Annotated in this window: 21 protein-coding genes; 11 read left to right on the top strand and 10 right to left on the bottom strand. The window is 55.2% G+C overall.

The window, feature by feature from the left end:
• Nucleotides 1-71 precede the first annotated feature (71 nt).
• Together pyrF and yciH are read left to right on the top strand one after the other, a co-directional pair.
• Nucleotides 72-800 (top strand): orotidine-5'-phosphate decarboxylase, encoded by a 729-nt coding sequence (gene pyrF / locus M2403_RS00370; protein ID WP_152325949.1) that lies wholly within the window; start codon nucleotides 72-74, stop codon nucleotides 798-800.
• 13 nt (nucleotides 801-813) lie between these two features.
• Entirely contained in the window at nucleotides 814-1,143 is a 330-nt protein-coding gene (yciH, locus tag M2403_RS00365) for a stress response translation initiation inhibitor YciH (RefSeq protein WP_259228082.1), read from the top strand.
• 59 nt (nucleotides 1,144-1,202) lie between these two features.
• Here the strand turns inward: yciH and osmB are convergent, their stop codons facing one another.
• Complete coding sequence (gene osmB, locus M2403_RS00360) at nucleotides 1,203-1,421, bottom strand: osmotically-inducible lipoprotein OsmB (protein WP_056780657.1); 219 nt, start codon at nucleotides 1,419-1,421, stop codon at nucleotides 1,203-1,205.
• A gap of 403 nt (nucleotides 1,422-1,824) precedes the next feature.
• Between osmB and araD the strand changes: the two genes are divergently transcribed.
• Nucleotides 1,825-2,520: an L-ribulose-5-phosphate 4-epimerase gene (araD, locus tag M2403_RS00355; RefSeq protein WP_152325951.1), complete on the top strand. Its 696-nt coding sequence runs from the start codon at nucleotides 1,825-1,827 to the stop codon at nucleotides 2,518-2,520.
• Between the two features lie 34 nt (nucleotides 2,521-2,554).
• Here the strand turns inward: araD and M2403_RS00350 are convergent, their stop codons facing one another.
• The 3 genes from M2403_RS00350 to M2403_RS00340 form a co-directional block, all read right to left on the bottom strand.
• Nucleotides 2,555-3,298: a DNA-binding transcriptional regulator YciT gene (locus tag M2403_RS00350; protein WP_208950456.1), complete on the bottom strand. Its 744-nt coding sequence runs from the start codon at nucleotides 3,296-3,298 to the stop codon at nucleotides 2,555-2,557.
• 63 nt (nucleotides 3,299-3,361) lie between these two features.
• Nucleotides 3,362-5,794, bottom strand: coding sequence for a formate C-acetyltransferase/glycerol dehydratase family glycyl radical enzyme (locus tag M2403_RS00345; protein ID WP_259228076.1), 2,433 nt, complete (start codon nucleotides 5,792-5,794; stop codon nucleotides 3,362-3,364).
• A 5-nt stretch (nucleotides 5,795-5,799) separates the two neighbouring features.
• A complete protein-coding gene (locus M2403_RS00340) occupies nucleotides 5,800-6,699 on the bottom strand; it encodes a glycyl-radical enzyme activating protein (RefSeq protein ID WP_259228074.1) in 900 nt (299 codons plus the stop codon).
• A 142-nt stretch (nucleotides 6,700-6,841) separates the two neighbouring features.
• Here M2403_RS00340 and fsa point away from each other — a divergent pair, with 142 nt between their 5' ends.
• Complete coding sequence (fsa, locus tag M2403_RS00335) at nucleotides 6,842-7,507, top strand: fructose-6-phosphate aldolase (RefSeq protein WP_165057160.1); 666 nt, start codon at nucleotides 6,842-6,844, stop codon at nucleotides 7,505-7,507.
• A 248-nt stretch (nucleotides 7,508-7,755) separates the two neighbouring features.
• On the top strand, nucleotides 7,756-8,754 hold the full coding sequence (kdgT, locus tag M2403_RS00330) for a 2-keto-3-deoxygluconate transporter (protein WP_152325956.1): 999 nt from the start codon (nucleotides 7,756-7,758) through the stop codon (nucleotides 8,752-8,754).
• Nucleotides 8,755-9,026: 272 nt separating this feature from the next.
• On the opposite strand, the gene M2403_RS00325 is transcribed toward kdgT, so the two are convergent.
• The 5 genes from M2403_RS00325 to M2403_RS00305 form a co-directional block, all read right to left on the bottom strand.
• Nucleotides 9,027-9,872, bottom strand: coding sequence for an amino acid ABC transporter ATP-binding protein (locus M2403_RS00325; RefSeq protein WP_259228069.1), 846 nt, complete (start codon nucleotides 9,870-9,872; stop codon nucleotides 9,027-9,029).
• Between the two features lie 14 nt (nucleotides 9,873-9,886).
• Entirely contained in the window at nucleotides 9,887-10,801 is a 915-nt protein-coding gene (locus M2403_RS00320) for an amino acid ABC transporter permease (protein WP_259228067.1), read from the bottom strand.
• 24 nt (nucleotides 10,802-10,825) lie between these two features.
• Nucleotides 10,826-11,329, bottom strand: coding sequence for a GNAT family N-acetyltransferase (locus tag M2403_RS00315; RefSeq protein WP_208950451.1), 504 nt, complete (start codon nucleotides 11,327-11,329; stop codon nucleotides 10,826-10,828).
• A 17-nt stretch (nucleotides 11,330-11,346) separates the two neighbouring features.
• Nucleotides 11,347-12,270 (bottom strand): ABC transporter substrate-binding protein, encoded by a 924-nt coding sequence (locus tag M2403_RS00310; protein ID WP_195812951.1) that lies wholly within the window; start codon nucleotides 12,268-12,270, stop codon nucleotides 11,347-11,349.
• A gap of 201 nt (nucleotides 12,271-12,471) precedes the next feature.
• Nucleotides 12,472-13,656, bottom strand: coding sequence for a M20 peptidase aminoacylase family protein (locus M2403_RS00305; RefSeq protein WP_259228064.1), 1,185 nt, complete (start codon nucleotides 13,654-13,656; stop codon nucleotides 12,472-12,474).
• Nucleotides 13,657-13,896: 240 nt separating this feature from the next.
• Between M2403_RS00305 and M2403_RS00300 the strand changes: the two genes are divergently transcribed.
• The 5 genes from M2403_RS00300 (at nucleotide 13,897) to M2403_RS00280 (ending at nucleotide 19,266) form a co-directional block, all read left to right on the top strand.
• Complete coding sequence (locus M2403_RS00300) at nucleotides 13,897-14,883, top strand: MsnO8 family LLM class oxidoreductase (protein WP_218521139.1); 987 nt, start codon at nucleotides 13,897-13,899, stop codon at nucleotides 14,881-14,883.
• A 9-nt stretch (nucleotides 14,884-14,892) separates the two neighbouring features.
• Nucleotides 14,893-16,230 carry an LLM class flavin-dependent oxidoreductase gene (locus M2403_RS00295; RefSeq protein ID WP_259228060.1) on the top strand — a complete coding sequence of 446 codons (1,338 nt, stop codon included), beginning with the start codon at nucleotides 14,893-14,895 and terminating at the stop codon, nucleotides 16,228-16,230.
• 138 nt (nucleotides 16,231-16,368) lie between these two features.
• Nucleotides 16,369-17,031 carry a TetR/AcrR family transcriptional regulator gene (locus tag M2403_RS00290; protein WP_259228059.1) on the top strand — a complete coding sequence of 221 codons (663 nt, stop codon included), beginning with the start codon at nucleotides 16,369-16,371 and terminating at the stop codon, nucleotides 17,029-17,031.
• A 90-nt stretch (nucleotides 17,032-17,121) separates the two neighbouring features.
• Nucleotides 17,122-18,099, top strand: coding sequence for an oxidoreductase (locus M2403_RS00285; RefSeq protein ID WP_217152314.1), 978 nt, complete (start codon nucleotides 17,122-17,124; stop codon nucleotides 18,097-18,099).
• 195 nt (nucleotides 18,100-18,294) lie between these two features.
• Complete coding sequence (locus M2403_RS00280) at nucleotides 18,295-19,266, top strand: chemotaxis protein (protein ID WP_208950448.1); 972 nt, start codon at nucleotides 18,295-18,297, stop codon at nucleotides 19,264-19,266.
• Between the two features lie 52 nt (nucleotides 19,267-19,318).
• On the opposite strand, the gene M2403_RS00275 is transcribed toward M2403_RS00280, so the two are convergent.
• A complete protein-coding gene (locus M2403_RS00275; protein ID WP_259228056.1) occupies nucleotides 19,319-20,653 on the bottom strand; it encodes a PLP-dependent aminotransferase family protein in 1,335 nt (444 codons plus the stop codon).
• A 121-nt stretch (nucleotides 20,654-20,774) separates the two neighbouring features.
• Between M2403_RS00275 and M2403_RS00270 the strand changes: the two genes are divergently transcribed.
• The gene (locus M2403_RS00270; protein WP_259228053.1) at nucleotides 20,775-21,665 is read left to right on the top strand and encodes a DMT family transporter; all 891 of its coding nucleotides are present in this window, start codon (nucleotides 20,775-20,777) and stop codon (nucleotides 21,663-21,665) included.
• Nucleotides 21,666-21,677: the final 12 nt, after the last annotated feature.

Raw genomic sequence — 21,677 nt, 5'->3', positions numbered from 1 at the left:
CCATGTAAAATGCGGGCGGCAGAAAACAGGCTTTCCCTTCCTGAAATGAAAAAACACAAGAGGCTGAAGACATGACGTCAGAAAATAACATTAACAACAACGACTTAAATTCCTCACCTATTGTTGTCGCTCTCGACTATGCCGATAAATCTGCCGCGCTGGCTTTTGCAGATAAAATCGATCCCCGTGATTGCCGTCTGAAAATTGGTAAAGAGATGTTCACGCATTTCGGCCCGCAGATGGTAAAAGATTTGCAGACTCGCGGTTTTGACGTCTTTCTGGATCTGAAATTCCATGACATCCCGAACACCACGGCGCATGCAGTTGCCGCAGCGGCGGAGCTGGGCGTGTGGATGGTCAACGTACATGCCAGCGGCGGTGCGCGCATGATGACCGCAGCAAAAGAGGCGTTGCTGCCGTTTGGTAAAGACGCGCCGTTACTGATTGCCGTCACCGTGCTGACCAGCATGGAAGGCAGCGATCTGGCCGATCTGGGCATCACGTTATCTCCGGCAGATTACGCCGAACGTCTGGCGCGCCTGACCCGTGACTGCGGGCTGGACGGGGTTGTATGTTCCGCGCAGGAAGCGACGCGCTTTAAATCGGCGCTGGGGCAAGCGTTCAAACTGGTCACGCCGGGGATCCGCCCGGCAGGCAGCAAAGCCGACGATCAGCGCCGCGTGATGACCCCGCAGGAAGCGCTGGCGGCGGGTGTGGATTACATGGTGATTGGCCGACCGATTACGCAGTCCGCCGATCCGGCGCAGACGCTGCGTGATATCCGTGCATCACTGCGATAAGCAGGGGGAATTTATGCCTAATGACAACAACAGCCGGTTAGTGTATTCCACTGATACCGGCAGAATCGATGAGCAGAAAGCCGTCGTCTTACGCCCGAAAGGTGATGGGATTGTTCGTATTGCGCGTCAGACCAGCGGGCGCAAAGGGAAGGGTGTTTGTCTTATTACTGGCGTCGATATGGACGATGCTGCACTGGAAAAACTGGCGGCCGAACTGAAGAAAAAATGCGGTTGCGGCGGCGCGGTGAAAGACGGCGTGATTGAAATTCAGGGCGATAAACGTGATTTACTGAAACAGCTGCTTGAAGCTAAAGGGATGAAAGTCAAACTGGCGGGTGGCTGATAAAACAAGATGCTGCGCCTATGAAAAGCGCAGCGTCTTACTGTTTTTTTTATCTGTTCTTATTTACTGACCTGATGACCCACAATACCACCTACTGCTGCGCCGCCTAACGTACCTAAAGTACTTCCGTCAGTCAGAACCGCACCACCAAGTGCACCGGCACCGGCACCAATCGCCGTGTTACGGTCACGTTTAGACCAGTTACCACACGCGGTAACAGACATCGCAAGAGTCAAAACCAGTGCAATACTGGCAACGCGTTTATTTACGAGCATCATAGTTATCTTCCTCAAAGGATTAACGTTCAGCATCATCGATAAGTATAGGCAACATGCAGCGTTATCACTGTATTTCACCGGGTGATCCTTCACGCAACTTATGAATTTTTGAGCTGTTCCGAACCTTTATTCATAATTCGACTCATCCGGACGCACTTTTGCATCCGTTAACTAAAAATAGTGAAATTAGTATCCATTCACTAGGTGAATAATCTTAATTCACCATCAAGCCGCAGTCTCACCACACAATTAACTAAAGCGTTGCACCTGCGTGCCCTGAATGTGGCATAAACAGGCACTTTTGCGTTTGCAGCAGATCCGTACGCACTCTTTAGCGATTTGCCCCATACCGGCACCCGCCCGCCGACCAGACAATAAAGCATCGATACATGAGGAAACCGAGATGCTTAAACAACTGAAAGAGCAGGTACTGGAGGCCAACCTGGCACTGCCGCGCCATAATCTGGTGACCTTTACATGGGGAAATGTCAGCGCCGTGGATCGCCAGCAAGGGCTGGTCGTCATCAAACCGTCGGGCGTGGAATACGATCATATGGGCGTCGATGACATGGTGGTGGTGGAGCTGGAAACCGGGAAAATCGTGGAAGGCAGCAAGAAACCGTCTTCCGATACCGACACGCACCGCGTGCTCTACCTCAGCTTCCCTCAGGCGGGCGGCATTGTGCATACCCATTCCCGCCATGCGACCATCTGGGCACAGGCAGGCATTGATATTCCGGCCTGGGGCACCACACATGCGGATTATTTTTATGGCAACATCCCCTGCACGCGCTTAATGACCGAAGCCGAAATCGCCGGGCGCTACGAGTGGGAAACCGGGGAAGTGATCGTTAAAACGTTCGCGGAACGTAACCTCGATCCCGCGGATATTCCGGCGGTGCTGGTGCATTCGCACGGGCCTTTTGCCTGGGGAAAAGATGCCGATAATGCCGTACACAACGCGGTGGTGCTGGAAGAAATCGCCTACATGGGCATTTTCTCCCGCCAGTTAACGCCGCAGTTGCCGGATATGCAGCCGCAACTTCTGGATAAACATTATCTGCGCAAGCACGGCAAGAATGCCTACTACGGGCAGTAATCCACGTCGAACTTCAAATATCACATGAGAAAAGTCAGCCTACGAGGCTGACTTTTATGCCTGAGTTCGTCAGTTGCTGGCGGAACGTATCCGGCAGTGCTTCGTCAGTAATGACATGACTGAAAGCGCTGACAGGGCCGAGCGGATTGAGATTGATCTGGCCGAATTTCGAGGAATCCGTCAGGACGATATTCTCCGCGCCCTTCGCCACGACCGTATTCACCACGTCGGCACGCAACATGTCACGGCCGGTAAAACCGGTGGTGTCAGTAAATCCGTCAATCCCGATAAAGGCTTTGCTAAAATTCATCTGCTGCAAACACAATTTTGTCAGCGGACCGACCACTGTCTGGCTGGTCTTCTGGTACATCCCGCCGAGCAGCACCACGTCACACGGCATACTTTTCAGCAACGACGCCACATAACTGCTGACGGTAATCACCGTGAGATTCTTTTTGTCCGCCAGATATTGTGCCAGCAGGGCAATGCTGCTGCCGCTTTCGAAAAATACGGTTTCGCCATCCTGGATTAATGACGCCGCGAATTTTGCCAGTTTTTGCTTCTGTGCGAAGTTCGACATCATTCGGGTATCGACGTCATCGGTCTGGATCGCGACGGCAAAACCGTGCGCGCGGCGCAGATAATGGCGTTGCTCCAGCTGATTGAGATCGTGACGGATCGTCACTTCTGAAACCTGACAAATCTGCGACAGCTCACTTACGCTGATCCGCTGTTTATCGTTTACCCATTGCAAAATGACTTGCTGTCTGTCGTTCATAAGTGCCCAAAAATACGGGCAGCGCAGGCTGCCCGTCAGCTGAAGTGAATTCTGTCCCGAAGATTACAACGTATGTTCCGTTCGCGCGATAATATCATCTTGCGCTTCCGGCGATAAAGCGGTGAAGAAGGCCGAATAACCGGCCACACGCACCACCAGATCCCGATAGTTTTGCGGTTCCTCGCGCGCTTTCAGCAACGTCTCGCGGGACACAATATTGTACTGTACGTGCCAGCCTTTGTGCTCCTCAAAGAACGTCCGCAACATCAGCATCAGCGTCTGGCGGTCGGTTTCATTTTCAAGCGATGCCGGATTGAGCTTCTGATTTAGCAGTACGCCGCCGAGGATCGCTTCCGTCGGTAATTTCCCCAGCGAATTAAACACCGCCGTTGGCCCCAGATGGTCTGTACCGGAAGCCGGGCTTGCGCCTTCGGCCAGCGGCGTGAACGCTTTACGTCCGTCAGGTGTCGCTGTGGTCGCTGCGCCAAACGGCACGTTAGCGGAAATCGACGAGGTTCCGGCGTAGTACGTTCCGCCAATCGGGCCGCGCCCGAAACGCGTGTTGTGATAATTCGACAGCTCGTCGATGTAGCACTGATAGGCGCGTACCAGAAGATTATCCACGCCGTCATGGTCGTTGCCGTACTTTTCCGCACCGTTGATCAGCCGCTGACGTAAACGCTCGCCGTCCAGCCCCGCGTAGTCGGAAGCCAGCGCATCCGCCAGTTCCTGCTGCCCGACGGAACCCTGTTCGAAGACCAGTTTTTTGACCGCTGCCAGACTGTTGCCAAGATTGGCAATCCCGACCTGCAAGCCGGAAACCCAGTCGTATTTCGCGCCGCCTTGTTTGATGGTTTTGCCGCGCTCGATACAGTCATCGACCAGCGCAGAACACAGAATATCCTGCGCATTTTCTTCCAGAACGGTATCGACAACACATTCGATTTCAATCGATTTACGCGTGTAATAGCGGATTTGCTCATCCCACTGCGCGAAAACCTGTCCGAAGTTTTCAAAGTTGCCTTTAGACAGCCCGCGTTCCTGCGGCAGAAATTGCGTATGGCTTTTGGCGTCCTGCCCCTGTTCGAGCGCAGCCAGCATAACGCGGGCAAAGTTGATGAAACTCATGCCGGTGCAGCGGTAGCCCCATTTTCCGCCGACGGCGGTTTCGATGCAGCCGATGGCGGCGTAATCGTAGGCATCTTCTTTCTCGACGCCGAGTTTGATGAATTCAGGGATCACAATTTCATCGTTATTAAACGCGGGCATCCCGAAACCACAGCGGATCACCTGCACGCAGGCATCCAGAAAATCGCTGCTCATGCCTGCGTGATAACGCACGCTGAGGTTTGGCTGGGTGGAACGCAGCTGACCGCATGATTCAAGAATGGCGTAGGAAAGCGGATTAACCGCGTCGGACGCCACGCCGAGATGCAGCTTCTGGCCGCCGATGGTGACGTTCTGATACAACGGGCTGCCCGCCGACGCTTTGGAGTGTGTACCGGAGCGGATTTTGTTCACTTCCAGCAGTTTCAACCAGCAGCTTTGCAGCAACTCAATGGCGTGACCGCGATCCAGCGTTTGCTCAAGTTCGACGTCACGGCGGTAGAACGGGTAAAGATACTGATCCATGCGGCCAAATGAAACGGAATGCCCGTTGGATTCGATCTGCAAAATCAGCTGGATGAAATAGCACAACTGTAACGCCTGCCAGAAGCTGGAAGGTGGCTGATGGGCGATCGCGTGACAGTTTGCGGCAATCGCCAGCAGCTCATCGCGACGGTTCTCGCGCGGCTCGGCGGCGGCCATTTCCTGCGCCAGATCGCCAAAGCGCACGATATGATCGCTGACGGCAGCCAGCGTGATATCAATGGCTTTCAGCAACTGTTCTTTATGCAAATCTTCCCAGTCGGTCAGATTAACGCGGCTGCGGCGTTCATCGACTTTATGGCGCAGTCCGTCCAGCCCCAGCCCGAGCAGGAGCGGGAAATTGACCGCCAGATGGGCATCGCCGGACGTCATATTGCCTTCGGCTTTTACGATGCCGCTGTCGAGCAGTGCTTTCTGCTCATCAGTGAACATGCCGTAGCAGCGATCCTGCACCGTCTGCCCGCGCCACCACGGGCAAATTTCGTGCAGAACATTCTTATTCTTTTCACTCACCGCGAAACCGGCTCCCGGCCGGTCGGCCAGCGCATCAATTTCGTTTTCAATCCAGCTGACGGTGTATTCCGGGAAAATCGGCGCGGCACGCACTTCGCTGGCCTGATTCCCGACGATCAGCTCGTCATGTTTGATCCAGACAGTCCGCTGCCTGAGATGTTCTGCCAGTGCCAGCGCGCGGCGGACGGCCAGGGGTTTATCCGCATGTTGCTGATAAACCTGCGTGTAGTGCTGTGCGCGTTCGGTACACACCGGCGGTTTTACGATGTGGATCAGCGCGTCTTTATGGGCGCGAATGCGGGCGGAGAGGGTATTCAGGTTCAATGTCGTCATTATTTTTATCCTCTTAACTGTGCACAAAGACCTTTCTCGGCGGCGTATTCTTCAGCAAACGTCAGCAGGTCCGGGTCATTTAATGGCTGGCGCGGGGCCAGATAGGGTTCGCCGAGCAGGACATATTTATTGATACCCAGCGTGTGATAAGGCAAAAAGTGGATGGCATCACAACCGGTTTCCGCCGCAGCGAAATCCACAATCTGGCGGATGGACGCCCGGTCGGCGTTGAAATCAGGGATCAGCGGCACGCGGACAATCAGCTTCTGACCGGCAGCCGCCAGACGGCGAAAATTGTCCATCACCCGTTTTGCTGAGCCACCGGTCAGGCGTCTGAACGGCGCGTCGGCGACGTGCTTCAAGTCGGCCAGCAGCAAATCCAGCGCGCAGAGAGAAGGCTCGATATATTTCCAGGGGACGTGCAGACAGCTTTCCACCGCCGTATGTAAACCCGCGTGGTGACAGCGTTGCAGCAGATTCAGCGTCGTCTGTGGTTGCATAAAAGGCTCGCCGCCGGAAAGCGTAACGCCGCCGCCGGTGCGCTGATAAAACGGCTTATCGCGCAGGATTTGCTGCATCAGGCTTTCCATATCTGCGTCTTCGCCGCAAACGCTCAGCGCACCGGAAGGGCAAACCTGTTCCATCTGACATAAATCTTGCGCAGAGAATGCCTCGCGACGCAGGCAGATCCCGTCATTTTCTGCGGTCACTGCACGGGGAAATGCCTGCGCACAATGCTGACACCCGGCGGTACACAGCCGCGAATCAAACAATACGTCGGGTTTTTCTGAACGGCTTTCCGGGTTCTGGCACCAGGTACAACTCAGTGAGCAGCCCTTGAGAAAAACAACCGTGCGGATCCCCGGCCCGTCATGGGTGGAATAACGTTGCACATTAAAAATCATCGCGGCGCTCCCTTAAGTTTCTTCTTTCGTAATTTAAATACTTTCATTCGAAAGTCATTTTGATAACGATCAATAAACCCGCCGCTTGCAGAGGTACACTCTCCGATACTTTGCATTCGCTCACAGGTTTAAGGAGAAGGTTATGGAGCTGTATCTCGATACTGCCGATGTTATTGCGGTGAAACGTCTTTCGCGCATTCTGCCGTTGCAGGGGGTCACGACGAACCCGAGCATTGTGGCGAAAGAAGGAAAATCCCTCTGGGAAGTGTTGCCTGCCCTGCGTGACGCCCTCGGCGGAACCGGGAAATTGTTTGCCCAGGTGATGGCGGCGGATGCAGAACAGATGATCGCCGAAGCCCTGCTACTGTCGCAGCGGGTGCCCGGTTTAGTGGTGAAAATCCCCGTCACGGCGGAGGGGCTGGCGGCGATTAAAGCCTTAAAAAGCATGAATATACCAACGCTCGGCACGGCTGTTTACGGCGCAGGTCAGGGGCTCTTATCCGCGCTGGCGGGTGCTGAATACGTTGCGCCTTACGTGAACCGTCTGGACGCGCAGGGCGGCGACGGCATTGCGATGGTCAGAGAATTACAGACGCTGCTGAGTCTGCACGCGCCGCACTCAAAAGTGCTGGCGGCCAGTTTCAGAACGCCGCGTCAGGCGGTGGATTGCCTGCTGGCGGGCTGCCAGTCGATTACATTACCGGTGGATGTTGCTGAACAACTTCTCGGTACGCCAGCGGTTCAGGCGGCGGTGCAAAAGTTTGACGCTGATTGGCAGCAGGCTTTCGGCACAACGTCCATAAGTTAAAAATTCCCGGCATTTCAGAAACCCGCACAGGCAACTGCTGCGGGTTTTTTTTGTTTTTGTGCGGCAGAAAAATCCGGAATTGTGATTTCTCTCCGAAATTAAATATTGACGGAATATTTATTAAAACTACAGATCTATAAAATAGAAACAACGTTTCAATTTATGAGTTGCATCACTTTTATAGCCCTGAGAAATGGATAACGTAGCGGCATTCGGAAGTCCGTTCCTTTTAAATCAGGTGAAAAATAATGCACATTAAACGAGCGATAGAAAAAATCCCTGGCGGGATGATGTTAGTGCCTCTCTTCATCGGTGCCTTGTGTCATACCTTTGCGCCTGATTCCGGTAAGTATTTTGGCTCCTTCACCAACGGTTTGATCACCGGCACGGTGCCGATTCTGGCCGTCTGGTTTTTCTGCATGGGGGCATCCATCAAACTGAGCGCCACCGGGACGGTTCTGCGTAAATCCGGCACGCTGGTTGTCACAAAAATTGCCGTCGCCTGGATTGTCGCGGCAGTGGCTTCGCGCTTTATGCCGGAAAACGGCGTCGAGTTTGGCTTCTTCGCCGGACTATCCGTTCTGGCGCTGGTCGCGTCCATGGACATGACCAACGGCGGGCTATATGCCTCGGTCATGCAGCAATACGGTACAAAAGAAGAGGCCGGCGCCTTCGTGCTGATGTCTCTGGAATCCGGACCGCTGATGACCATGATCATCCTCGGTACGGCGGGAATTGCCTCGTTTGAACCGCATGTTTTCGTCGGCGCCGTCCTGCCGTTCCTGATTGGATTTGGTCTGGGGAACCTCGACCCGGAATTACGCGAATTCTTCAGTAAAGCCGTTCAGACGCTGATCCCGTTCTTCGCATTCGCACTGGGTAACACCATCAACCTGAGCGTTATCGCACAAACCGGTTTGCTGGGTGTGATGCTGGGCGTGTCAGTGATTATCCTGACCGGCATTCCGCTGATACTGGCCGATAAATTCATCGGCGGTGGCGACGGTACCGCAGGCATTGCTGCCTCCAGTTCAGCCGGTGCCGCGGTGGCCACGCCGGTACTGATTGCCGAAATGGTGCCAGCGTTCAAACCCGTCGCCCCGGCCGCCACGGCGCTGGTCGCCACGTCAGTGATTGTCACCTCAATACTGGTGCCGATTCTGACCGCGATGTGGTCGCGGAGAGTGAAGAATAAAGCCGTGAAAGGCAAAGTGGCGATGGATCCGCCGATGGCGAGTGTGAAGTAGGCAGAACGGGTGGGTGTTCAATCACCCAAGTGGCCGAGAAAGTTTCGGTTTCTCAATCACTGTGAACACTTAACTCCCTGTGCCTAAACCGACAAAAGAGGGCTATGGCGAGCCCTCTTTTGAATCTCCGCGTCTTTTTTACTGCGCGCTTTTGCTCGCAGTAAAAAAGCCCGGGATTTTCAAGGGGCGCGGCGAAAGGCGCTCCTTGTAGCCAGTCTGGGCTGTAACCCCAAGGTCCTGACCCTCACCGCAAGTGAATAAATTTGCCAATCTTAAAGCACCTTCTCCAGGAAGGCTTTTGTCCGCTTATGCACCGGCCTGTCCAGCACCTGCGCTGCACTTCCGCTCTCGACAACGGCGCCATCCACCATAAACACCACCTGATCGGCGACCTGCCGCGCAAAACCGATTTCGTGCGTCACCACCACCAGCGTCACACCTGACTGCGCCAGTTTTTTAATGACGTCCAGCACTTCGCCGACCAGCTCCGGATCAAGCGCGGAGGTGGGTTCGTCGAACAACATCACTTTCGGATTGAGCGCTAAGGCGCGTGCGATGGCGATACGCTGTTGCTGGCCGCCGGAAAGATGGCGCGGCCAGGCGTGGGCTTTTTCGCGTAAACCGACGGTATCCAGCAACTCATAAGCACGGGCGATAGCTTGTTTGCGGTTCAGCAAGCCGTGAACGACGGGCGCTTCGATGATGTTATCCAGCACCGTCATGTGCGGGAATAAATTGAAATTCTGGAAAACATACCCGACGTGGGTGCGTTGTTTGAGGATTGCGCGTTCTTTCAATTCGTACAGCGTATCGCCTTTGCGGCGGTAACCGATGTAATCGCCGTCAATCTGGATAAACCCCTCATCGACGCGTTCCAGATGATTGATGGTGCGCAGCAGGGTAGATTTCCCTGAGCCGGACGGGCCAAGGATCACCGTTACCGTGCCGGGTTCGATGCTCAGGCTGACGTTATCCAGCGCTTTATGCGCGCCATAGTATTTGCTCAGGTTATTGATCTCGATGCGCCCGACGGTGGCGGCCTGTGGCTGGCGCGGAAACAACCGTTCAACGGACGCGTCATGAGGCGGTTTTACGAATAAATCAAAGGCTTCAGACATAGATTTCTCCAGAATTATGAACGGGCGATACGCCACTGGCGCAGACGCTGCAACGGCGTAGGCGCAACCTGGCGCACGGTGCCGCGCGAGAAGTAACGCTCGACGTAATATTGCAGCACCGACAGCACGGTGGTAATCAGCAGATACCACACGGTCGCCACCATCAGCAGCGGGATCACCTGCTGCGTGCGGTTGTAAATCACCTGTACGGTGTAGAACAGCTCCGGCATGGAAAGCACGTAAACAATCGATGTGCCTTTCGCCAGACTGATCACTTCGTTAAAACCGGTCGGCAGAATCGAGCGCAGGGCCTGAGGCAAAATGATGCGGAACGTCCGGCGGTAGGCCGGTAAACCGAGCGCGGCGGCGGCTTCGTGCTGGCCGTGTTCGACGCCTAAAATCCCGCCACGGATGATTTCTGCGGTATATGCCGACTGCACCAGCGAAAGCCCCAGAACCGCGACCGAGAACTGATCCAGCAAATTCACGGTTGGCGTGCTGAAAAAGGAAATGGACGTAAACGGAATGCTGAGCGACAGGCTGTCGTAGAGATACGAAAAGTTGTAGAGGATGATCAACACCAGCAACAGTGGCAAGGATCGGAACAACCAGATATATCCCCAGGCCAGCGCATTCATCAGATAGGATTTTGACAGGCGGGCGAGGGCCAGCGCCGTCCCTAAAATAATGCCAAAAAGCGTGCCCAGTAAGGTCAGCAGCAGCGTTTTCCCCAGCCCGGAAAGGATGACCGGGTCAAAGAACCACTGGCGAAAAACGCCCCATTCCCAGCGGGAGTTGGTCGCAATTGACTCAACGATGCCCAGCAGGATAAAAACTGAAAATATCGCGCCAGCCACCCGCCACGGATAGCGTGCAGGAACCACATTTAGCGGCGGATGATTCACGGAAGTCGGGGCGTTTTCACTCATGGTGTTCTCTTTCTTCTGGCAATTTCAGGTAACAGGGACGTCAGCGGTCAGCGCCTTGGTAAACGGCAAACGACCGTCGTACGGCGGGCGGGAATAGACATCCGGGTCGAGACGCGTGTCAAACAAGGGCTGATAACCGTGGGACAAATACAATCCGACCGCTTCCGGCTGGCGGAAACCGGTAGTGAGGAAAACCTGCTGATAACCGTAAGCGGCGGCGCGGCGTTCCAGTTCGAGTAAAACCTTCTGTGCCAGCCCCTGGCGCCGCAGTGAGCGGTGCGTCCAGATGCGTTTCAGCTCTGCCGTTTTCTCGTCGTAGCGTTTGTACGCGCCCATCGCAATGGGCGCTCCGTCTCTCAGCAGCACAATAAATGTGCCGTCCGGTTTGGAAAATACGCTGTCATCTTCCGGCGGCTGGCTGGAGAAATACTCACCGTAGCGCTCGCGGTATTCACCGAACAGCCCCTGAATGAACGGCGCAATCAGCGGGTCTTCCGGCACGGTCTGGATAAAAACGTCTTCGCTCATGATGCAATCCTCTTTACTCAGTCGCCCAGTCCTGGCGGATTAATTTCGGAGTGGTCGATTTTCTCAACGCTTTCACCCCAGCGGTTAAGCACCTGCAAATAGGTGCCGTTGGCAATGGCGCTGTTAAGAGATGCCTGAACCGCGTCCACCAGACCGTTGCCTTTTTTCAGTGTCACGGCAATGTTCGCGGTTTTCGGCCAGCCGCCCGGCACAGTGCCGACCAGTTTGGTTTTGCCGGTTAACAGCGCTTTGTAGGCACCGGTGACGTTTGGCCCGAAGGTCGCATCGGCGCGGCCAGATTGGATCGCCAGCGTCGCGGCGGCGTCATCAGTGACGTACTGTGGTTTCAGCGCCGGTAGGCCTTTGGCCTGATTCTCTTTATCCCACGCCAGCAACACGGCTTCCTGATTGGTGCCGGAGCCGACAATAATGCGTTTCCCGGCGATGTCCGGCGCGGATTGAATCGAGGTGATTTTGCTGTCGGATTTCACGTAAAAGCCCAGCGTATCTTCGCGATACGTGGCGAAATCAAACTTGGTTTTGCGGTCTTTCGTGACGGTAATGTTGTAGATGGCGGCGTCGTATTTCCCGGAGGTCACGCCCAGCGGCCAGTCTTCCCAGGAAGCCGGAACCACTTTCAGTTTCAGGCCCAAACCGTCGGCGACCAGACGGGCGATATCCGCTTCACTGCCGATCACGGTCTTATTATCGCGGGCATACAGGCCAAACGGCGGGGCGCTGCCCAGCACGGCGAGCGCCACGGTCAGCGTGCCGGGTTCAACAAACTTAAAGTTAGCCGGGATTTTTGCCACAGCTTCCGGGCTTTTCGGCGCGTTAATGGGTTTTTCATTCGCAATCAGGTCGATACCCGGTGCAGCCTGTGCCAGTGCAGAAAGACTTAATAAAGCGGCGATGGTGGTTAATTTAAGGCTGTGTTTCATCATTATTTTTATACCCTGCATTCTTATTGTATGTGGTGATGACAGTGAGACGACAATTTCACTATTCCCGAGTGTTACAGGGATGTAAAACAACAAAATTAAATAATGAAAGAGATAAATTGGAAATAAAGGCCTGCCTGAAATAGCCACGCAAAACGCCCGGATTACCGGGCATTTCAACAGGAATGAAATTAAAGAAGGCTATTTTTCGGTTAATTCCCGCAGTGCTTTCTCAGCCAGTTGCTGGAAATAGGCGGCTGCCGGATAAATAGCGGATTCGTCAGGATTAAATTGCGGATGATGCAAGCCAAATTCACTGGCGGAACCGATGCTGACGAACGCGCCGGGGACGTGATGCAGATAAAAAGCAAAATCTTCGCCGCCCATTTGCGCCGTCGCGACTTCCGTTTTATAGCCAAATTCAGCCGCTGCTTCCAGGCTGAAATCCGCCCAGCGTGGCGTATTCACCACTGCCGGCGGCCCGCCAAACCAGTGCAGTTCGGCTTTCGCACCCAGTGCCGTGGCCACGCCAGAAATTACCTGACGGATACGTTCCGGAATCTGTTCGCGGACAGCGTCGTTATGTGTGCGTACGGTGCCTTCGAGTTCAACGGTTTGCGGCAGCACGTTCCAGGTATTGCCGCCTTCAATGCGCGTGACGCTGACCACCGCCGCTTCCTGCGCGCTGACGTTGCGGCTGACCACGGTTTGCAGCGCCGAAATGATGTGGCTGGCGGTCACAATACTGTCGACGCCTTCCTCGGGATGCGCGGCGTGTGCGCCTTTGCCGGTGATCGTGATACTGAACCGGTCAACGTTGGCATAGAACGCGCCGCCTTTGGTGGAAAAGGTGCCGACCGGCAGCTCAGGCGCATTGTGCAGGCCGAAAATGACGTCAACGTTTTCCAGTGCACCGGCTTTAATCAGCTGCGATGCGCCGCCAAACCGTTCTTCCGCAGGCTGGAAAAACAGACGCACGCGCCCCGGAAGCTGGTCTTCGCGGGCTTTGAGTAAATACGCCGCGCCAAGAATAACGGACGTGTGAAAATCGTGGCCGCAGGCGTGCATCACGCCGGGATGTTGCGAGCTGAAAGGCACGCCGGACGCTTCTTCAATCGGCAGCGCGTCAATATCACCGCGCAGCGCCACCAGCGGGCCATCCGGCGAGCCGATTTCAGCCACGACGCCGGTTTTCAGCCCGAGATCCAAAATCCGTACTCCGGCCGCATTCAGCCAGCCGGTAATTCTTTGCGTGGTCGCAAATTCCTGATTCGATAATTCAGGGTTCTGATGTAATTCACGACGATGGGCGATGAGTTTGCTTTCTAATAAGGATGAACCGGACAGCGTCCCGGTGCGCTCTTCATTGGCAAGTGAAATGCTCATTATAAGTAGCCTTTTATAAGGTGTGGTTGCAGTCATTTCATCGTAGACAGGAAACCCCTTTTCGCTAAAGACTCTGTGGCTATATTTTATAAGCACTTTTCTTCTCAGGGCGCATAGCAAAATAATGGCTATCGATGCGCAATTTAATTATTTAGCTTTGTCCTCACTTCGTGGAACTCTTTTTAACATGAACTGATTCTTTTCATGAATTGAAATCTGTGGATAAAAGGAATACCCCGAGTGAATTACCGACTGAGCTTATTAGACCAAAGCCCGATAAATGAAGGACAACGTGCGGAGCAGGCACTGGAGGCCACGCTGACGTTTGCGAAAACGGCAGAAAAACTCGGTTATCACCGCCTGTGGGTTTCTGAACATCACGACACTGAAAAGCTGGCAGGCAGCTCGCCGGAAGTGCTGATTGCCTGGCTTCTGGCTCAGACCTCGACGCTGCGGATTGGCTCCGGCGGCGTCATGCTGCAACATTACAGCCCCTACAAAGTCGCGGAGAATTTCCATCTGCTTTCAGCGCTGGCGCCCGATCGCGTGGATATCGGCATCGGCAAAGCGCCCGGCGGTTTACCGCTTTCAACCAAAGCGCTGCGGGGCCATGCTCCGGCAGATTCCGCACCCGGTTTCCCCGCGCAGTTACAGCAACTGACGCATTATCTGACTCATCTCGACGACAATCTGGCCGGTGTCGAAGCCCGCGCATTGCCGCAGCCGCCGGTTGCGCCGCAGCGTTTCCTGCTGGGCGCGAGCAAAGAAAGCGCCCGCCTGGCGGCCTCGCTGGGTTGGAATTTTGTTTTTGCCGGTTTCATCAACACGTCAGCAGAAGTGATGACCGAATCGGTGCTGGCGTACCACGAATATTCTGCCGGACAGGGGCAGGCGCTGGTCAGCCTTGCGGTGCTGGCCGCCGAAACGCGGGAACAAGCCGCCGCGCTGGTGGCAGAGCAACATAATTTCCGCGTCACCGTTGGCGATAAACATGTGACTGTCGGCACCCGCGAACAGGCCGAAGCGTTTGTCCGGCAAGCTGGGGCGACGCAATACCGCATTGAACAGCAGCAGATCAGTGTGCTGCACGGCACGCCCGCCGATATTCATGAACAGTTGCGCGACATTCAGCGCCGTCTGTGCGTTAACGAATTTGTCATTCATACCCCACTGACAGATGCCGCCGTGCGTCTGAAGTCCATCGAATTGCTGGCTGGCCAGCTTTAAGGAGATCTCATGAGCCATTCAAAAAGTATCAAGCTCGGTCTGATGTTGCACGGGGCAGGCGGGCATATGAATTCGTGGCGTCACGAAAAAGCGCCTGCCGATGCCAGCGTGAATTTTCCGTATTTTCGCGATTTAGCGTTGCGCGCTGAAGCCGCCGGTTTTGATTTCCTGTTTGTGGCCGACGGTCTGCACATCAACGAAAAATCGCTGCCACATTTCCTCAACCGCTTTGAGCCGGTTGCGCTGCTGTCGGCACTGGCGTCCGCCACCCACAGCATCGGGCTGGCGGGGACGATTTCAACGTCGTACAGCGATCCGTTTACAGTGGCGCGCCAGCTGGCATCGATTGACAACATCAGCCAGGGCCGTGCGGGCTGGAATGTGGTGACGTCGCCGCTGGCCGGTTCGGCGAAAAACTTTGGCAAAGATCACCCCGAGCATGCGCTGCATTACCAGATTGCGGAAGAGTACATCAACGTGGTGCAGGGTTTGTGGGATTCGTGGGAAGACGGCGCGTTTGTGCGTGACCGCGAAAGCGGCGTGTTTTTCGATGCAGCCAAACTGCACAAACTCAATCATCAGGGGCAATTTTTCTCGGTCGAAGGCCCGCTGAATATCCAGCGTTCGCCACAGGGGCAGCCGGTGATTTTCCAGGCGGGCGCTTCTGATGCGGGTATCGCACTGGCGGGTAAATCTGCTGATGCAGTCTTCACCAATGCGCGCACGCTGGAAGAGGCGCAGGATTACTCCGCCAAACTCCGGGCGCAGGTAGCAAAAAATGGCCGTCATCCGGTGGGAATTTTCCCCGGCATCAGCCCGGTTGTCGGCAAAACTGAAGCAGAAGCGGAAGCCAAATATCAGTACCTGCTTTCGCTGCTTTCCCTCGACGACGCGCTGGCGTATCTCGGCCGCTTCTTTGACCATCACGATTTCAGCCAGTACCCGCCGGATGGCCCGTTCCCTGAGCTGGGCGATTTAGGCCAGAATACGTTCCGTTCCACCACCGACAGCATCAAGAAACAGGCGAAAGAGGAAAACCTCACATTGCGTGAAGTGGCGTATCAGACCACGCTGCCGCGCGGTGAGTTTTTCGGTACGCCGGAACAGGTCGCCGACCGCCTGATCCGCTGGGTGGAGGAGGGCGGTGCGAGCGGGTTTATCATCAGCGGACCGGTGCTGACCGAAGCGCTCGACGACATCACCCGTCTGGTGCTGCCGGTGCTGGCGGCGCGCGGTTACTGGCATCCTTCCGAGGCGCATACGCTGCGCGAGCGGCTGGATATTCCGTTCAAAACCAATCGCTACAGCACGCCGGAAACTGTTCGTGAGGCTGTGAGCGCTAAATAGTTACAACATACTGATCTTTAAAAACAGCCCGCCCGGTTCAGCCGCGGCGGGCTTTTTGCTGTTCAGGGAATGACGGGGTTGCCTGCGCAGAGAATTGGGGGTAGGCTTTTGGCAATTAAAAAACGATCGGTCTAAATTATGAGTGATGCACTGACAATCCCGCCCGAAGCCCCGCCCGTAGCGGCTAAAAAGCCCCGCCGTGGCCGTCCGCCGAAAACTGAACGCGAGTTTGCGGATACGCGTGACGCGCTGATCCGCTCAGGGCTGGAAGTGATCACGGAGATGGGCTATCTGTCGGCGGGTATCGATGCGGTGATTAAAAACATCTCTGTACCCAAAGGATCGTTTTATCACTATTTCGCCAGCAAACAGGATTTCGGCATGGCAGTGCTAACGTCCTACGGTGCGTTCTTCGCCCATAAGCTTGACAAGTTTTTACTCAATGACGCATTGGCGCCGCTGCAACGCATCGGCGCATTTGTCGATCACGCTGGTCAGAGTATGGCGAGATTTGAATTTAAACGGGGCTGCCTGGTCGGCAATTTATTACAGGAATCCCCCCTGCTTCCCGATGATTTCCCGGAAAAGCTGAAAGCGATTTTGCAGGAATGGGAAAGCCGCGTGGCGCGTTGTCTGGAAGAAGCACAGCGGGCGGGCGGCATAAACTCCGGCACGCCTCCTGCGCAACTGGCGGAGATCTTCTGGTCGGGCTGGGAAGGGGCAGTGATGCGCGCCAAACTGTTCCGTTCAGCCGAACCCCTGAATCAGTTTTGGGCATATTTTCAGAAAAACATTCAATAAGAAATTCAAAAATAGCACCTGCAATCATTACGTTAGTCATCGCATTTCTAACGACAACTCTTCGAACTCCTGAATAATTAAGGGAAAAAAATGAAAGCACTGGTTCTGGAACAGCAAGACAAAGCCACACTGGCCGAAGTTAAAGAGATCACACTGCCGGAAATGGCGGAAGGCGATGTGCTGGTGGATATCAGCTGGTCCGGTCTGAATTACAAAGACGCGCTGGCGATCACCGGCAAAGGCAAAATCGTCCGTCAGTTTCCGATGGTGCCGGGGATCGATTTTTCCGGCCGCGTCAGCCGCAGCAATGACGCCCGCTTTACTGCTGGCCAGCCGGTCATTCTCACCGGCTGGGGCGTGGGCGAAACACACTGGGGCGGTCTGGCAGAACAGGCTTGCGTGAAAGGCGACTGGCTGGTGGCTTTGCCGGAGGGGCTGGCGGCGCGTAATGCGATGATCATCGGCACGGCAGGTTTCACCGCCATGTTGTGCGTGATGGCGCTGGAGGAGGCGGGCGTTAAACCGGAAAGCGGAACCGTCGTCGTGACCGGTGCCAGCGGTGGCGTGGGCAGTACGGCTGTCGCTTTGTTGCATACGCTCGGCTATACCGTTGCCGCTGTAACCGGCCGCGAGTCCACGCACGATTACCTGCGTAAACTGGGTGCCAGCGAAATTCTCTCCCGCGATGATTTCGCCGAAACCCGTCCGCTGGAAAAACAAATCTGGGCGGGCGCGGTGGATACCGTCGGCGACAAAGTGCTGGCCAAAGTGCTGGCGCAAACTAACTACGGGGGTTGCGTGGCGGCCTGCGGGCTGGCGGGCGGTTTTGGTCTGCCGACGACCGTAATGCCGTTTATTCTGCGCAACGTGCGTTTGCAGGGCGTCGATTCTGTTTCCGTGCCCGCTGACCGCCGTACTGCCGTCTGGGAACGTCTGCTGAAAATCCTGCCGCAGAGTTTCTACGAGCAGGCGGCGACTGAAATTACGCTTGAACAGGCTCCGGCCGTGGCGGCGGATTTCCTCGATAATAAAATTCAGGGCAGAACGCTGGTGAAAATCGCCGGTTAACCGCTTTTTCCGGCATCTCCCGGGTGCCGGATATCTTTCTCCTGCTCAATTTCTTCTCTGCACTAAAGAATTTCCCCGTCCGGGCCGATAAATAAGCCGTCCCTCTGAGAAAAAAAGAAAATTAATTTCCTGTTTTTCCGAATGACGCGCACGGCAAACGCACACGAAAACTAATAACGAAGGCATGGGGAAAGTATGGATAATTTTCAGAAAGAAATTGATGAAAGAACAAATCTCACTTCATCAAACCGGTTTGAATTACTGTTGTTCCGTCTGGGCTCATCGCCTGATGAAGAGCAGTCAGAATTATTTGGCATCAACGTTTTCAAGCTGCGTGAAATTGTCCCTATGCCGACGCTGACCAAGGCGGCGGGAATGTCATCGCCGATGATGGGGATGACCAATATTCGCGGTGAAATTATTCCGGTGATAGACCTGCCTGCGGTCGTCGGCTGCGTGCCGAAAACCGGGCTGAATATTTTGCTGGTCACCGAATATGCCCGCAGCACGCAGGCGTTTGCGGTGGAATCAGTGGACGACATTGTTCGTCTGGAATGGAGCCAGGTGCTGGCGGCAGAATCCGGTGTGAAGAGCCGTAACATCACCAGCATTGCGCGTCTGGATAACGATAAATCCAGCAACCGTCTGGCGCTGGTGCTGGACGTCGAGCAAATCCTGCACGACATTATCCCGAACAACAATATCGACATGGACAAGAAGAAAACCAGCTCGTTCAAGATGAAACCGGGCACGGTGGCGATTGTTGCGGAAGACTCCAAAGTCGCGCGCCAGATGCTGGAAAAAGGTCTGAACATGATGGAAATCCCGGCGCAGATGCACGTAACCGGTCTGGAAGCCTGGAATAAAATCCGCAAAATGGCCGAAGAATGCAAAGCCGCTGGCGTACCAATTTCAGACAAGATCTCCTTCGTGCTGACGGATCTGGAAATGCCGGAAATGGATGGTTTCACGCTGACGCTCAATATCAAACGTGACGAATTCCTGAAGAATATCCCGGTGATTATTCACTCCTCACTCTCGGGCAGCGCCAATGAAGATCACGTCCGCAAAGTCGGTGCCGACGGGTATGTGGCGAAATTCGAAATCAACGAACTCGAAGCCGCAATTCATAAAGCGCTGGACGCGAAAAAAGTCGTTCACGGGTAGGTTAGGAATACAGTTTAAATGCCCGCGCAAGCGGGTTTTTTTATGCCTGTGATCACCGGTATTGCTCGAACTCAATGGTTTCCCGAACCTTGTGTAACGTGGTGCGCAGGACTTCGATGGAAACTGAACCGAGCGCGAGCCGCAGCGCTTGCGGCACATTGACCGACGTGCAAAAAGGTGCGGCGGACGAAACAGAAATATTGCTGTCCATTAACGCACTGACCACCCGTTCGGCTCTGACATCTTCCGCCAGCGGTAGCCAGAGAAAGTACGAAACCGGATGTGTGATGCACGTCAGCGTGCCCAGACACTCCTTCGCCACACCCTGTCGCTGCCGCGCATCTCGCCTTTTCAGCGCTTCAAACCGCGACACGGTCCCGTTTTCAATCCAGCCGCACACCAGTGCGGTCATCAGCGACGGCGTATTCCAGGTTGTCGATCGGATTGCCCGTTCAATCGCGGGCCGGTGCTGTGCAGGGCAGATCACCGTACCGACGCGTAATCCGGTCGCGACATTTTTTGAAAAACCGGTGACATAAACGGTGCGTTCCGGTGCATAAAACGCGACCGGCGGCGGCGGGCGCTGCACGAGATAGGCATACGCGGTGTCTTCGATAATCAGCAAATCATGCACTCGGGCAATCTCCGCCAGCGTTTTGCGCTGATTGCGATCCAGAACCCAGCCGAGGGGATTGTGCAGCGTGGGCATGGTGTACACCGCACGCACATGCCGTCTGGCACAAAGCTGGCGCAGTGCGTCAAGATCCGGCCCATCGGGATGAGACGGAATAGCCACAAGTTCCAGGTGATACAGTGCCGCCAGCGCCTTGAATCCGGGGTACGTCAGCGCATCAACCGCCACCACATCGCCGGGGCGGAGCAGCCCCATCACCGTAACCGTCAGGCCGTGCTGCGCACCATTGACGATCAGCACGTTTTCAGCTTCCGGCGTGAAGCCGTTTCCGGCCAGATGACGGGCAATAATCTCGCGGTCGGTCAGCCTGCCGGCGTGCGGCTGGTAGCGCAGATGGGATTCGATATCGCCCGTGGTGGCCATCTGGCGCAGCGCTTCGCGCAGCAATTCACCCTGACCGGGCAGTGCAGGATAGTTGAAGTTCAGATCCGTTACGTCGGTCGCGATAACATGCTGATCGACGCCGTGCCCCGCAGGCAGGGAAATATCACGCACAAACGTGCCGCGTCCGGTTTCGCCGCTGACCAGTCCCATCGCTTCCAGTTCGGTATACACGCGGGTCGCGGTCGCCAGCGAAATGTGCTCTTCCGCCGCCAGAAAACGGTGCGTCGGCAGCCTTGTACCTGCTGCGAGCGTGCCGGAACGGATGGCTTTCGCGAGGTTATCGACGAGGGATTTGTATCGGGCTTTCATGAATTGTATCCATGACAATAATTTGATTGTACCGGATTGAGGAGACTACCATCGCCGCGTTCATTGCTCAAATTCCTACAGTGAGGTCTGCGTGGTTAATTCAGGGGTACCTAAAACAAAAGTGAATAAGACAGGGGGGATTAAATCAGAACCGGGCGCGTTATCCGGTTGGGTGAACGGTTTACTGGGCGTGATAATTTTCAGCGGCTCGCTGCCCGCCACGCGTGTCGCCGTGATGCAGTTGGACCCGTTCTTCCTCACCTTTGCCCGCGCGTCGGTTGCGGGTTTTTTCGCGGTGATACTGGTGTACGTAACCCGCGAGAAATGCCCTAAAGCATCGCAGATTTTACCGCTGATCATCGTTTCACTGGGCGTTGTGACAGGTTTTCCGCTGCTGACGGCGATGGCGCTTGAACACGTTACGTCGGCCCATTCCATCGTTTTTCTCGGGCTGCTGCCGCTCACGACGGCGATTTTTGGCGTGATCCGCGGCGGAGAAAGGCCGGGTGCCGCATTCTGGATTTTTTCAGTGATCGGCAGCCTGCTGGTTGTCGGATTCGCCCTCTCGCAATGTGCTTCAGTTTCGCTGACCGGCGATTTACTGATGCTCGCGGCGGTGGCCGTTTGTGGTCTGGGCTATGCCGAAGGCGCAAAACTCACCCGCGTTTTAGGCGGCTGGCAGGTGATCAGCTGGGCGCTGATCATTTCGCTGCCGTTTATGCTCGTTGCCTCCGTCATTCTGCGGCCCGCATCCTTCAGCGCTGTCAGCGTTTCTGCCTGGATTGCGCTGGGTTACGTGTCGCTTTTCAGCATGCTCATCGGGTTTATGTTCTGGTACAAGGGCCTGGCGATTGGCGGGATCGCCGCTGTCGGGCAATTGCAGTTACTCCAGCCATTCTTCGGGCTTGCGTTATCTGCCACGATTTTGCATGAAACCGTCAACCCGCTGATGCTCGCCGTCACACTCGGCGTCATTGCCTGCGTGGCCGGGTCACGGAAATTCGCGCGTTAACCTGAAAGCGCT

Origin of the sequence: Rahnella sp. BIGb0603, from assembly GCF_024808755.1 — a bacterium.
Classification (GTDB): domain Bacteria; phylum Pseudomonadota; class Gammaproteobacteria; order Enterobacterales; family Enterobacteriaceae; genus Rahnella; species Rahnella contaminans.
This window is presented reverse-complemented; position numbering and strand designations above follow the sequence as displayed.

Coding starts and splice junctions, on each gene's coding strand:
- pyrF (WP_152325949.1), top strand. CDS start 72: ATGACGTCAGAAAATAACATTAACAACAACGACTTAAATTCCTCACCT.
- yciH (WP_259228082.1), top strand. CDS start 814: ATGCCTAATGACAACAACAGCCGGTTAGTGTATTCCACTGATACCGGC.
- osmB (WP_056780657.1), bottom strand. CDS start 1,421: ATGATGCTCGTAAATAAACGCGTTGCCAGTATTGCACTGGTTTTGACT.
- araD (WP_152325951.1), top strand. CDS start 1,825: ATGCTTAAACAACTGAAAGAGCAGGTACTGGAGGCCAACCTGGCACTG.
- M2403_RS00350 (WP_208950456.1), bottom strand. CDS start 3,298: ATGAACGACAGACAGCAAGTCATTTTGCAATGGGTAAACGATAAACAG.
- M2403_RS00345 (WP_259228076.1), bottom strand. CDS start 5,794: ATGACGACATTGAACCTGAATACCCTCTCCGCCCGCATTCGCGCCCAT.
- M2403_RS00340 (WP_259228074.1), bottom strand. CDS start 6,699: ATGATTTTTAATGTGCAACGTTATTCCACCCATGACGGGCCGGGGATC.
- fsa (WP_165057160.1), top strand. CDS start 6,842: ATGGAGCTGTATCTCGATACTGCCGATGTTATTGCGGTGAAACGTCTT.
- kdgT (WP_152325956.1), top strand. CDS start 7,756: ATGCACATTAAACGAGCGATAGAAAAAATCCCTGGCGGGATGATGTTA.
- M2403_RS00325 (WP_259228069.1), bottom strand. CDS start 9,872: ATGTCTGAAGCCTTTGATTTATTCGTAAAACCGCCTCATGACGCGTCC.
- M2403_RS00320 (WP_259228067.1), bottom strand. CDS start 10,801: ATGAGTGAAAACGCCCCGACTTCCGTGAATCATCCGCCGCTAAATGTG.
- M2403_RS00315 (WP_208950451.1), bottom strand. CDS start 11,329: ATGAGCGAAGACGTTTTTATCCAGACCGTGCCGGAAGACCCGCTGATT.
- M2403_RS00310 (WP_195812951.1), bottom strand. CDS start 12,270: ATGAAACACAGCCTTAAATTAACCACCATCGCCGCTTTATTAAGTCTT.
- M2403_RS00305 (WP_259228064.1), bottom strand. CDS start 13,656: ATGAGCATTTCACTTGCCAATGAAGAGCGCACCGGGACGCTGTCCGGT.
- M2403_RS00295 (WP_259228060.1), top strand. CDS start 14,893: ATGAGCCATTCAAAAAGTATCAAGCTCGGTCTGATGTTGCACGGGGCA.
- M2403_RS00290 (WP_259228059.1), top strand. CDS start 16,369: ATGAGTGATGCACTGACAATCCCGCCCGAAGCCCCGCCCGTAGCGGCT.
- M2403_RS00285 (WP_217152314.1), top strand. CDS start 17,122: ATGAAAGCACTGGTTCTGGAACAGCAAGACAAAGCCACACTGGCCGAA.
- M2403_RS00280 (WP_208950448.1), top strand. CDS start 18,295: ATGGATAATTTTCAGAAAGAAATTGATGAAAGAACAAATCTCACTTCA.
- M2403_RS00275 (WP_259228056.1), bottom strand. CDS start 20,653: ATGAAAGCCCGATACAAATCCCTCGTCGATAACCTCGCGAAAGCCATC.